Origin of the sequence: Croceicoccus bisphenolivorans (assembly GCF_001634625.1) — a bacterium.
In the GTDB taxonomy this organism is placed as follows: Bacteria; Pseudomonadota; Alphaproteobacteria; order Sphingomonadales; family Sphingomonadaceae; genus Croceicoccus; species Croceicoccus bisphenolivorans.
Genome location: NZ_LRSE01000004.1, coordinates 218,371 through 230,178 on the forward strand (window position 1 = coordinate 218,371; position 11,808 = coordinate 230,178).

An 11,808-nucleotide genomic window follows, 5' to 3' on the forward strand; every position below is an offset into this window, starting at 1 on the left:
GTCACGACTATTCCTACTGGTATGACGTGGGGTGCTATCGGCGCACATGACCGGCATGGACGACTGTGCTGGATTGGGGTGCTTGCCCTCTGCCTGGGCTGCATGCCTCGTCCCGCCTGTGCCGAAATGTCTGAAACTACCGAGGGCAATGCGCCTGAGGCGCGCGTGGAGGGCGATGCCCGCATATTCGAGGCGGCCGACTTCGAACATTTCGGTCCGCGCACCGCCTATGACATGCTGGAACGCGTGCCGGGCTTCTCGATCCGCGAGGCAGATCAGGAGCGGGGGCTTGGCGAAGCGTCAGAAAATGTTTTGATCGATGGCGAACGCATCGCCAACAAGTCGGGCGGCGCAGTGCGCGAACTGCAGCGCATCACCGCCGGACAAGTCCTGCGCATCGAGATTCGCGACGCATCCGGGCTGGGTATTGCCGGCCTGACAGGTCAGGTCGCCAACGTCGTGCTGGCAGAGCGCAGCGCCGCTGTCGGCCAGTTCGAGTGGAATCCCGAATGGCGCGCGCACTATGCCCGCCCCTTCTGGTTTCGCGGGCAGGTCAGCTATTCCGACAAGGCCGGGCCGGTCGACTACACGTTGTCGGTGGAAGATTACGGCAGCCGGGGCGCGTTTGGCGGGCCATTGCGGATCGTCGGGCCGGATGGCGCACTCCTCGAAAACAGGCGGGAGGTGCTGCAGATCGGCATCGATTTCGCCAAGATCCAGGGGCAGGTTGCAGTTGATGGACCCGGTAGTTCAAAGGGCAACCTGACCGTCGCGATCACGCCCTACTGGTACGAACTGACTCTTGACCAGGATCGCCAGATTGTCGGTTCGATGCCGTTCGAGCGTGACCTTAAACAGGTCAACGACGGTTATCAGTTCGACATGAGCGGTGATCTTGAATTCCGGCTCGGCCCCGGCCGGTTCAAGTTCATCGGACTGAGGCATTTCGATGACGAGCCGATCGACACGTGGCAGACATCGCGCTTTGGCGACGGTTCGCCCGATGCCGGCGTGTTGTTCGTGCGCGACAGCCTGATCGGCGAGACGGTGCTGCGCGGCGAATACGAATGGAAGAGCGGCGCGAACAACTGGCAGCTTTCGGTGGAGCGCGCCTATAACTCGTTGGATCAGGAAGGTTCGCTCTACACACTGCTCGAAGATGGCGATTACGAGGAAATAGACTTCCCCGGGGGCAGCGGCAAAGTCGACGAGGTACGGTACGAAGGGATCGCGACGCTGAGCCGTCCGCTTTCTGCCAAGCTCGACCTGCAGATCGACGGCGGTGCGGAATATTCGCAGCTATCCCGCGATACCGGCGAGGTGGAAACGCGCCGTTTCGTGCGCCCCAAAGGCAGCATCACGCTGGGGTGGCGCCCGGATAAGGCATGGGATTTCAGCCTGAAACTGCGCCGCAGGGTGGGCCAGATCAGTTTCTACGATTTCCTCGCGCAACAGGACTTGCAGCAAGACCGTGAGGATAGCGGCAACCCCGATCTCGTGCCGCCGCAAAGCTGGGAGATCGACGTCGAGGGCGGACGCTCGCTGGGCAAGTGGGGGAAGACGCGGATGGCCATCTGGGCGCGGCGGATCGACGATATCATCGACATCGTCCCGATCGGCGACGATGGAGAATCGGTTGGTAACCTGCCGCGTGCCCACCAGTTTGGCGCGCGCTGGACGGGCACGCTGGAACTGGCTCCGCTGGGGGCGCAGGGCGCGAGGCTCGATCTGGAAGTCAGTTATGAGGATAGCTCGGTTAGCGATCCCCTTTCGGGAGAGAAGCGCCACATCAGCGGTAACGACTGGTATACGGCCAAGGCGGAATTCCGGCACGACATTCCGAACACCGACGTCGCTTATGGCGTGACCCTGCAATCTTCGCGCGAACGACCGCGTTATTACCTGACCGAAGTGCGCGAGGAATGGGAAGGTCCGGTTTTCATGCAGGTCTTTGCCGAGCACAAGGACGTGCTGGGCATGACCGTTCGCGGCGAAATGGGCAATGTCGCCGGCGCGCGCAACCGGCTGGAACGCACGGTGTGGGACGGTCGTCGCCTGCGGGATCCGGTGCTGGTTCGCGAGAGTGGGGATCGCCTGATCGGACCGATCTTTCGGCTGCTGGTGAAGGGCTCGTTCTAGGAAATTGTCCGCCGCATCATTGCGCGCTTGTCCTTGCCGCCCTTGCTGTCAGCGCCTAGATAGCCGCGATGGCAGGAGAAATACTCGATAACCGTGGGCGTGGCGACGCTGGCTGGAGCTGGCCGCCGATCCACCCCGAAGGCCGCAAGTTCGGCCTCATCACCGCAGCCGCCGCGTTGGTCTTCGCGTTCCTTGCGTGGGAGACGATTGCATGGCCGCTGGGATTCCTGACGCTGGGCGTGCTTGCGTTTTTCCGCGATCCGCAACGCGTGGTGCCGCAGGGGGAAAACCTTGTCGTTGCCCCGGCGGACGGGTTGGTGACGCTGATCGCGCAAGTGCCGCCGCCGCCGGAACTGCAGTTCGACGACGGACCGGATTCGCCAGGCATGGGAACCGAGCCGGTCACACGGGTTTCCATCTTCATGAGTGTGTTCGACGTCCACATCAATCGGTCGCCTATCGCGGGTACGGTGCGCAGGGTTGTCTATATCCCCGGCAAGTTCCTCAATGCCGATCTCGACAAGGCTAGCGAGGATAACGAGCGCCAGCATTTCATGGTTGAACGGCAGGACGGGACGAAGATCGGCTTTACGCAGATCGCGGGCCTTGTCGCGCGCCGCATCGTGCCTTTCGTGAAGCCGGGCGACATCGTCGGCGCAGGACAGCGCGTGGGTCTGATCCGTTTCGGCAGCCGCGTCGATATCTATCTGCCCGCCGGAACCGAGCCCAAGGTGCTCAAGGGTCAGAAAACCATCGCCGGTGAAACCGTGATCGCGGAAATCGGCAGCGCGCCGATGCTGGAAGGTATCCGCTTGTGAACGAGCCGCTCGACGACCGTTTTGCCGAACCCGGTGACGTCGGTCCGCGAGTCATGCATGGCGAAAGGGCCGTTCCGCGCAGGCGTTCACGCGGCCTGACGATGCGGGCGGTCGTGCCCAATGCGATTACGGCAGCGGCGCTCTGCATCGGGCTGACCGGTATCCGTTTCGCGATCGGCGGCGATTTCGATCGTGCGATCCTTGCCGTGTTGGTCGCCGGCTGCCTCGACGGTATCGACGGGCGCATCGCCCGATTGCTCAAGGCGCAGAGCCGGTTCGGCGCCGAACTCGACAGTCTTGCCGATTCGCTATCGTTCGGCGTCGCGCCTGCGCTCATCCTGTTTCTCTGGTCGTTGCAGGACCTGCCGCGCCTTGGCTGGTTCGCGGCGCTGGCACTGGCGCTTTGCTGCATGTTGCGGCTTGCCCGCTTCAACGCGCAGATCGATATCGATGCCGAGGATCAGCCGCACAAGTCCGCCGGCTTCCTGACCGGCATTCCCGCGCCGGTTGGGGCAGGGGTTGCCTTTCTGCCGCTCTATCTTTGGGAAGCGACGGGCGAAGGGATCTTCCGCGATCCCCTGCTGGTCGGGCCCTGGGTCGTGCTGGTTGCCTTCCTCATGATTTCCAACCTTGCGACGCTGAGCTGGACTTCGCTTAAACCGGGCCGTTCAATCCGGATCGAGGTCATTGCCGTTGTCGGGCTGTTCGGCGCGTTTCTGTTTCTGGAACCGTGGTGGACGCTGGCCGTGATCTCGATCGGGTACCTTGCGCTGCTGCCATATGGCTGGCTGCGTTATGCCAAGGTCAGGCGGCAGCGCGCAGCGGCGCTTCGCGCATCGCCGGACGCGCGGGCGGAGTGATCCGGTAGACCCGGGCCGGCTGGCGCACGGCGGGCCGTTCGGCGACTTGCGGGAACACCAGATTGTGGCGCAGGCGATCGTCGCCGTCGCGCAGCACCGGCAGAAGATCGAACAGCAGGCTGCCGACCAATCCGCATGCGACCATCGCAGCCGCGACGAAGAAGAACAGCGTTGCGACCGAAATCAGGCTCGACAGCATGGCAATGACCCCCTTTTGTTCCAGCGTTCCTTCCGCTATGAAGGAAAGCACGAGTTCGAAGCGCGCCCTGTGAAGAACAGCATCAGGTACAATTCCTGATTCGCGTTGTTCTCTTTTTGTTCTAAATTGTCAAGCATTCCGTTCGCGCAGCCGTGGCCAGCAAGGGCTTTCCTTTGCCGCGCAGGGCCGCTATGGGGCCGCTCGTCCGTGTAGGGATTCGGCAATTCCGCCGCGTTCCTTCCGGGCAAATCCACATGGAAGGCACATATCCCGGTGCTTTGGCCGGTGCCACGCAGGCACTTGCCTCGGTCATCCGTCTTCCAGAGGCCAAACCGGAAAGGAATGACTTATGGCGTCCACTGGCGTCACCATGCAGCAATTGATCGAGGCCGGCGCACACTTCGGCCACCAGACCCACCGCTGGAACCCGCGGATGAAGCCATACATCTTCGGCTCGCGCAACGGCGTTCACATTATCGACCTGTCGCAGACCGTGCCGCTGTTCCAGCGCGCGCTCGACTTCGTTTCGGCCACCACGCAGGCCGGCGGCAAGGTTCTGTTCGTCGGCACCAAGCGCCAGGCGCAGGACCCGATCCGCGAAGCAGCGCTTTCGTGCGGCCAGCATTTCGTCAACCATCGCTGGCTGGGCGGCATGCTCACCAACTGGAAGACAGTCTCGCAGTCGATAAAGAAGCTGAAGACGATCGAGGAAAAGCTTTCGGGCGAAATCTCGGGCATGACCAAGAAGGAAATCCTCGACCTGACCCGCAAGCGGGACAAGCTCGAGCTTTCGCTTGGCGGTATCCGTGACATGGGCGGCATTCCGGACGTGATGTTCGTGATCGACGCCAACATGGAAGACCTGGCCATCAAGGAAGCGAACGTGCTGGGCATTCCGGTCGTCGGCATCCTCGACACCAACGTCGATCCCTCGGGCATCGCATTCCCGGTTCCGGCCAACGATGACGCTTCGCGCGCCATCCGCCTGTACTGCGACGCGATCGCCGACGCAGCCCGTCAGGGCGGCCAGAAGGGCGTTGTCGATTCGGGTGCCGATATCGGCGCCATGGACGAACCGGCCGCCGAAGAAGCGACTGCCTGAGGCCTTGCGGCCCCGACGGGGTGCGTGACCGTCACGCCCCCGTTTGTCTTGGGCATGTCATGATTTGCTGTTCAGTGCGCCGGGCCGCAAACGCTGCCGCCCGGCAGCACGACAATTTTAAAGAGGAACGACGCGATGGCTTACACCGCCGCTGACGTGAAGAACCTGCGCGAGAAGACCGGCGCGGGCATGATGGATTGCAAGAAGGCACTGGAAGAAACCAACGGCGACCTTGAGGCCGCTGTAGACTTCCTGCGCGCCAAGGGCCTTGCCGCCGCTGCCAAGAAGTCCAGCCGCACCGCGGCAGAGGGCCTTGTCGGTGTTGCCGTTTCGGGCACGAAGGGCGTTGCCGTCGAAGTGAACTCGGAAACCGACTTCGTTGCCAAGAACGACCAGTTCCAGGACTTCGTTCGCAGCACGACCGAAGTCGCGCTGGGCGTTGCTGGCGACGATGTCGAGGCGCTGAAGGCCGCTGCCTACCCGACCGGCGGCACGGTTGCCGACAAGCTGACCAACAATGTCGCCACCATCGGCGAGAACCAGCAGGTTCGCCGCATGAAGACGGTTGAAGTCGCCAATGGCGTCGTCGTCCCCTACATGCACAACGCCGCTGCCCCGAACCTCGGCAAGATCGGCGTTCTCGTCGCGCTTGAATCCGATGCTTCGGCCGACGTTTTGGAATCGCTGGGCAAGCAGCTGGCCATGCACATCGCCGCCGCGTTCCCGCAGGCGCTGACCGCCGAGGGCCTCGACGCCGAGGTGATCGAGCGCGAGCGTGCGATCGCCCGCGAAAAGGCTGCCGAAAGCGGCAAGCCGGAGAACGTGCAGGAAAAGATGGTCGAAGGCGCCGTAGCCAAGTACGCCAAGGAAAACGCACTGCTGTCGCAGGTCTTCGTCATGGACAACAAGACCCCGATCGAGCAGGTCGTTGCCCAGGCCGGCAAGGATGCAGGCACGAAGATCGTGCTGAAGGACTATGTCCGCTTCCAGCTGGGCGAAGGCATCGAGAAGGAAGAAAGCGACTTCGCAGCAGAAGTCGCAGCTGCCGTCGGCGGCTGATCCTTCGCAAGGGTTTCGCGGCCAACCGGCCGCGTGAAGAGGGCGGGCAGCTTCGGCTTCCCGCCCTTTTTCGTGCGCATTCCCTTTGTTTGCGCTATCCTGCCGATCGGGTCGCGCAGTTCGGGGGGACTGCGATGAAGTGGGTGTTCCGGATTTTCACGCTGGCCTATGTGATTGCGCTGGGCCTGTTTCTTGTCGGTACGTTCGGTTGGGTGGGGCAGGAGCCTGACCCGCTGGCGGGTGTGTTCCTGATCCCGCTCGGCCTGCCGTGGAACCATTTCTTCGAAGGCGACGACACGTTTGGATTCTTCGTGACGTTGCTGGCCCCGGCGATCAATCTCGGCATCCTGTGGCTGGTCGCGGATCTGGTAGATAGCCGGGAGGAGTGATGGGGCGCGGGCGGGATTACCGTCGAAACCATATTCGGGGAGGTCCCTTCCCCCTTCCCCCCGCGCGCGGGCCGCGCTAGGGACGCGGGCTTAGTCGCAAACCAAACCGGACTCGCACCCTTTCATGCTCCTCGCCGATACCAAGCGCATCCTCCTGAAGCTTTCGGGCGAGGTGTTGATGGGCGACCAGCAGTTCGGCATCGACACCGACTTCGTCGCCAAGCTGGCCGGAGAGGTGAAGGCGGCCCGCGATACCGGCCTTGAAATCTGCCTCGTCATCGGCGGCGGCAACATCTTTCGCGGGATGGCGGGCGCAGCCAAGGGCATGGACCGCGCGCAGGCCGATTACATGGGCATGCTGGCGACCGTGATGAACGCGCTGGCCATGCAGTCCGCGCTGGAAAAGCTGGGCGTGGAAACACGGGTGCAGAGCGCGATCCAGATGGACCAGGTGTGCGAGCCGGTGATCCGCCGCCGCGCCGAACGCCACCTTGAAAAGGGCCGCGTGGTGATCTTTGCCGCCGGTGTCGGCGCGCCCTATTTCACCACCGATTCAGGCGCCGCCCTGCGCGCCGCCGAAATGCGGTGCGACGCCCTGTTCAAGGGTACCAGCGTCGACGGCGTCTACAACGCCGACCCGAAAAAGGATGCGAGCGCGACGCGCTTCGACACCATCGATTACGATACCGTGCTGGCCGAAAACCTGAAGGTGATGGACGCCAGCGCCGTGGCCCTGTGCCGCGATAACGAAATTCCCATCGTCGTCTTCTCCATCCGCGAACGTGGCAACCTTGCCCGCGTGCTGGCAGGGGAAGGCACCCAGACCATCGTGCGCACGGCAGGGCCGGGCGCGAGCTGACGCATCAGAGAGGAAGAACCATGGCTAAATTCGATAAGGCCGATATCGAACGCCGCATGAACGGCGCCGTCGAATCGCTGAAGGGCGATCTTTCGGGCCTGCGCACCGGTCGCGCCAACACCTCGCTGCTCGATCCTGTGGTGGTCGAGGTTTATGGCGCGATGATGCCGCTGAACCAGGTGGCCACCGTCTCCGCACCGGAACCGCGCATGCTGTCGGTGCAGGTGTGGGACAAGTCGAACGTGATCGCGGTGGAAAAGGGCATTGCCCACGCCAACCTCGGCCTTAACCCGATGATCGACGGACAGACCCTGCGCCTGCCGATGCCCGACCTTACGGCAGAGCGCCGCAAGGATCTTGCCAAGCTGGCCGGCAAGTATGCCGAACAGGCCAAGATCGCGATCCGCAACGTGCGCCGCGACGGGATGGAAGCGCTGAAGGACGACGAGAAGAAGAAGGAAATCTCCGAAGACGATCGCAAGCGGTCGGAAGACGAGGTCCAGAAGCTGACCGACAAGTACGTCGCAGAGGCCGACAAGGCCGCAGAGGCGAAGGAAAAGGAAATCCTGAGCCAGTGACCGCTGCTGCGCCTTCAGCGGCGCAGGGGTCGCGCGGGGGGCGCGGGCCGCGCCCCAACCCGCGTCATGTCGCCATCATCATGGACGGCAACGGGCGCTGGGCAAAGAAGCGCTTCCTGCCGCGTGCGATGGGGCACAAGAAGGGCGTGGAGGCGGTGCGCGCGCTTGTACGCAGCCTGCGCGACAATCCGGTAGAGGCGCTGACGCTCTATGCCTTCAGCACGGAAAACTGGGGCCGCCCGGCAGACGAGATTGCCGATCTTACCGCGCTGATGAAGCATTTCATCCGCAACGATCTGGACGAGATCGCCGAGGCAGGCGTCCGGCTGAAGATCGTGGGCGACCATTCCGCCTTTGACGAGGAGGCCGTGGCCCTGATCGACGGCGCGGTTACCCGCACGGCGGGCAATACCGGCACGACGCTGGCCATCGCGCTCAATTACGGGGCGCAGGCCGAAATCGTGCGCGCGGCCCGTGCCGCTGCGGCGGAAGGCGAGATTACCGAGGAGGCGATCGCGCGCCATCTCGACACGGCGGACATGCCGCCGCTGGACTTGCTGATCCGCACCAGCGGAGAGGTGCGATTGTCCAATTTCCTGCTGTGGCAGGCGGCTTATGCAGAGCTTTATTTCACCGACGTGCTCTGGCCCGATTTCACGCCCGCGCACTTTGCAGAGGCTCTCGACCACTTCGCGGGACGGGAGCGGCGCTATGGCGGACGATAACACGGCGGGCGCAGAAGCGCCGGGGCCGGTCGAACCGGGTCATGTCAGGCCGGAAGGGCCGCGCAACACCGACCTGCCGACGCGTATAGGATCGGCCATCGTCATGGTCGCGGTTGCCGCATTCTGCCTGTGGCGCGGCGGCTGGCTGCTCGATCTGCTGGTCGTTCTCGTCGCGGGCACGGCATACTGGGAATGGCAGCGCATCGTGCGGCGCATGGCGGCGGAAACGCCGCTGGGCACGGGCAAAGTGCTCGTCTGGATGCTGGCAGGCGCGCTCTACATGGGCGCAGCGGCGTGGCTGCTGGTCAACATGCCCGCGCAGATGGTGGTTTTCGCGATCCTCGTGACGGCGTTTGTCGACACTTTCGCCTATTTCGCGGGGCGCACCATCGGCGGGCCGAAGATCGCGCCTGCGATCAGCCCGTCGAAGACATGGGCGGGGCTGGGCGGCGGCGTGGTTGGTGCGACGGTGGCGTTGCTGCTGTTCATGTGGGCCACCCATGCGTGGCAACTGGGCATGTTCGACAATGCGGCGGAGGTTCACGATACCTATTTCGTCGTGTTCGGCGGGCCTGAACTGGTGATTTCCGCCCTTGCGGCAGGTGCGGTACTGGCCATCGTGGCGCAGGCGGGCGATTTCTTCGAAAGCTGGATGAAGCGCCATGCCAAGCTGAAGGACAGCTCTACCCTGATCCCCGGCCATGGCGGCGTGTTCGATCGTGTCGACGGGCTGCTGCCGGTTTCCATCCTTGTCGGCCTGCTGACGCTGGTAGCTTCCTGATGCGCAGTATCTCGGTTCTCGGCGCCACCGGCTCTGTCGGCGCGTCCACGCTGGATCTGATCCGGCGGGAGCGGGACAAGTGGCGTGTCGTGGCGCTGACGGCCAATTGCAGCGCGGTCGAACTGGCACGACTGGCACGCGAGTTCGATGCGCAAGTGGCGGGCGTCGGCGATGAGGCTTGCCTGCCGGAATTGCGCGATGCGCTGGCCGGATCGGGGATAGAGGCTGCTGGCGGGGCCCAGGCGCTGGTCGATGCGGCGGCGCGCGGGGCGGACATGACGGTGGCCGCCATCGTCGGCTGCGCGGGTCTTGCCCCGACGATGGCCGCGATCGAGCAGGGCGGCACCATTGCCCTTGCCAACAAGGAAGCGCTGGTCAGCGCGGGCGAAGTGATGACCGCCGCCGTCGCCCGCCACGGCGCGACGTTGCTGCCAGTCGATTCCGAACACAATGCCATTTTCCAGTGCCTGCACGGTGAAGATCTTGCCGATGTCCGCTGGATCACGCTGACGGCCAGCGGCGGGCCGTTCCGCGATTGCGGGCGCGCAGAGATAGAGGCCGCGACGCCGGCGCAGGCCGTGGCCCATCCGAACTGGGACATGGGCGCGAAGATCAGCGTCGATTCGGCCACTATGATGAACAAGGGGCTGGAGTTCATCGAGGCCTATCACCTCTTCCCCGTCGGGCTGGATCGGCTGCGCATCATCGTCCACCCGCAGTCCATCGTGCATTCGATGGTGGAATACCGCGACGGTTCCACGCTGGCGCAGCTTGGCCCCAGCGATATGCGCGTGCCGATTGCCAGTGCGCTCGCCTGGCCGCGCCGCATGGATACGCCGTGTGCGCCGCTTGATCTTGCCGCTATCGGCACGCTCACTTTCCGTGCGCCGGACGAAGTGCTGTTTCCCGCCACCCGCGTCGCGCGCGAATGCGCACAGGCGGGCGGGGCGGCGCCTGCCGTGCTGAATGCCGCGAACGAGGTGGCCGTGGCCGCGTTCCTTGCCGGTAAGATCGGGTTCACCCATATCGTGGCACAGTGCGAGGAAGTGCTGGCCCGCGGCATTCCGCCCGCGCCCGCCTCTCTGGAGGATGTAATCTCTGCCGATGCCGAAGCGCGCCGGCAGGCAGAGGGGCTTCTGCTTCGCGCCTGAGAAGGGCATAAACGCACACGATGTTCGAAAATCCCAATCTCTTCACTGCCATCCTCGGCTTCATCGTGGTGCTTGCGCCACTGGTCGTCGTGCATGAACTGGGCCACTACCTTGTCGGCCGCTGGTTCGGCGTGAAGGCAGAGGCGTTCTCTGTCGGTTTCGGCAAGGAAGTCTGGGGCTTTACCGACAAGCGGGGCACGCGCTGGAAGATTTCCGCGCTGCCGCTGGGCGGTTATGTCCAGTTCGCCGGCGACATGAACCCTGCCAGCCAGCCGACGGACGAGTGGCTGTCCCTGCCGGAAGAAGAGCGCCGGCAGACGTTTCAGGCCAAGAGCCTTGGTGCGCGCGCCGCGATCGTGGCGGCAGGGCCGCTGACGAACATGCTGGTCGCGATCCTGATCATCGCGGGTTTCACGATGGCCTTCGGCAAGCTGGTGGCCGATCCGGTCATCGGAGAGATCGTCGAGGATTCGCCCGCCGCCGCCGCAGGGCTGGACCTGGGCGACCGCATCGTTTCGGTTGACGGGACGAAGATCGACAGTTTCGACGACGTGCGCGAATACGTGATTCCCTATCCGGGAGAGACGATCAGCATCGTGTGGCTGCGCGACGGGCGCGAAATGTCCGCCGATGTGAAGCTGGAAACCCATGTCGAGCGCGATCGCTTCGGCAATGAATTCCGCATGGGCCGCCTCGGCATCGCGACAGATGCGGTGCGGACAGAAGATGCAGGCCCGTTCGAAGCGGTGGCCGAAGGTACGCGGCAGACGATTTCGATCATGAAGATGTCGGCCATCGGCCTGTGGCAGATCATCACCGCGCGCCGCTCGCTCGACGAATTGGGCGGGCCGGTCAAGATCGCGAAATACTCGGGCGAACAGCTGGTGCAGGGCTGGTATGCCTACATCGCTTTTGTCGCCATGATTTCAATTAACTTGGCATTCATTAACCTCCTGCCAATTCCGGTTCTCGACGGCGGTCACCTCGCATTCTATGCGATCGAGGCGGTCCGCCGCCGGCCGGTGTCGGCAAGGGGTCAGGACCTTGCCTTTCGCACCGGCTTGGCACTGGTTCTGGGCCTGATGGTATTCGTGACGCTCCTCGACATTTCATCACTCGTCAATTTCTGATCGCGCCAGCGTTCTCGC

At 63.8% G+C, this 11,808-nt stretch carries 13 protein-coding genes; 12 read left to right on the top strand and 1 reads right to left on the bottom strand.

The annotated features are described in order from the left end of the window. The first annotated feature begins 126 nt into the window (after positions 1-126). The 3 genes from A7A77_RS05850 (at position 127) to A7A77_RS05860 (ending at position 3,817) form a co-directional block, all read left to right on the top strand. Positions 127-2,139, top strand: a complete 2,013-nt coding sequence (locus A7A77_RS05850; RefSeq protein ID WP_066555135.1) for a TonB-dependent receptor — start codon at positions 127-129, stop codon at positions 2,137-2,139. A 68-nt stretch (positions 2,140-2,207) separates the two neighbouring features. Further along, entirely contained in the window at positions 2,208-2,957 is a 750-nt protein-coding gene (locus A7A77_RS05855; RefSeq protein ID WP_066555138.1) for a phosphatidylserine decarboxylase, read from the top strand. Positions 2,958-3,010: 53 nt separating this feature from the next. Then, positions 3,011-3,817 carry a CDP-alcohol phosphatidyltransferase family protein gene (locus A7A77_RS05860; protein ID WP_066555473.1) on the top strand — a complete coding sequence of 269 codons (807 nt, stop codon included), beginning with the start codon at positions 3,011-3,013 and terminating at the stop codon, positions 3,815-3,817. On the opposite strand, the gene A7A77_RS05865 is transcribed toward A7A77_RS05860, so the two are convergent. Next, on the bottom strand, positions 3,762-4,067 hold the full coding sequence (locus A7A77_RS05865; protein ID WP_066555141.1) for a hypothetical protein: 306 nt from the start codon (positions 4,065-4,067) through the stop codon (positions 3,762-3,764). The genes A7A77_RS05860 and A7A77_RS05865 overlap by 56 nt on opposite strands. A 298-nt stretch (positions 4,068-4,365) precedes the next feature. Here A7A77_RS05865 and rpsB point away from each other — a divergent pair, with 298 nt between their 5' ends. The 9 genes from rpsB to rseP all read left to right on the top strand — a co-directional run bounded on the left by rpsB (position 4,366) and on the right by rseP (position 11,790). After that, positions 4,366-5,118 carry a 30S ribosomal protein S2 gene (gene rpsB / locus A7A77_RS05870; protein ID WP_066555143.1) on the top strand — a complete coding sequence of 251 codons (753 nt, stop codon included), beginning with the start codon at positions 4,366-4,368 and terminating at the stop codon, positions 5,116-5,118. A gap of 135 nt (positions 5,119-5,253) precedes the next feature. Continuing rightward, on the top strand, positions 5,254-6,177 hold the full coding sequence (tsf, locus tag A7A77_RS05875; protein WP_066555145.1) for a translation elongation factor Ts: 924 nt from the start codon (positions 5,254-5,256) through the stop codon (positions 6,175-6,177). A 134-nt stretch (positions 6,178-6,311) separates the two neighbouring features. Beyond that, positions 6,312-6,566 (top strand): hypothetical protein, encoded by a 255-nt coding sequence (locus tag A7A77_RS05880; RefSeq protein WP_066555474.1) that lies wholly within the window; start codon positions 6,312-6,314, stop codon positions 6,564-6,566. A gap of 124 nt (positions 6,567-6,690) precedes the next feature. After that, positions 6,691-7,425, top strand: a complete 735-nt coding sequence (pyrH, locus tag A7A77_RS05885; RefSeq protein WP_066555148.1) for a UMP kinase — start codon at positions 6,691-6,693, stop codon at positions 7,423-7,425. Between the two features lie 20 nt (positions 7,426-7,445). Continuing rightward, positions 7,446-8,003: a ribosome recycling factor gene (gene frr, locus A7A77_RS05890; RefSeq protein ID WP_066555151.1), complete on the top strand. Its 558-nt coding sequence runs from the start codon at positions 7,446-7,448 to the stop codon at positions 8,001-8,003. 80 nt (positions 8,004-8,083) lie between these two features. Continuing rightward, positions 8,084-8,728, top strand: coding sequence for a polyprenyl diphosphate synthase (gene uppS / locus A7A77_RS05895; RefSeq protein ID WP_066555159.1), 645 nt, complete (start codon positions 8,084-8,086; stop codon positions 8,726-8,728). Further along, positions 8,715-9,509 carry a phosphatidate cytidylyltransferase gene (locus tag A7A77_RS05900; RefSeq protein WP_082835940.1) on the top strand — a complete coding sequence of 265 codons (795 nt, stop codon included), beginning with the start codon at positions 8,715-8,717 and terminating at the stop codon, positions 9,507-9,509. Before uppS ends, A7A77_RS05900 begins: the two co-directional genes overlap by 14 nt. Next, positions 9,509-10,660, top strand: coding sequence for a 1-deoxy-D-xylulose-5-phosphate reductoisomerase (gene dxr, locus A7A77_RS05905; RefSeq protein ID WP_066555161.1), 1,152 nt, complete (start codon positions 9,509-9,511; stop codon positions 10,658-10,660). The genes A7A77_RS05900 and dxr overlap by 1 nt, the downstream gene beginning before the upstream one ends. A 20-nt stretch (positions 10,661-10,680) precedes the next feature. After that, a complete protein-coding gene (gene rseP / locus A7A77_RS05910) occupies positions 10,681-11,790 on the top strand; it encodes an RIP metalloprotease RseP (protein WP_066555163.1) in 1,110 nt (369 codons plus the stop codon). Positions 11,791-11,808 lie beyond the last annotated feature (18 nt).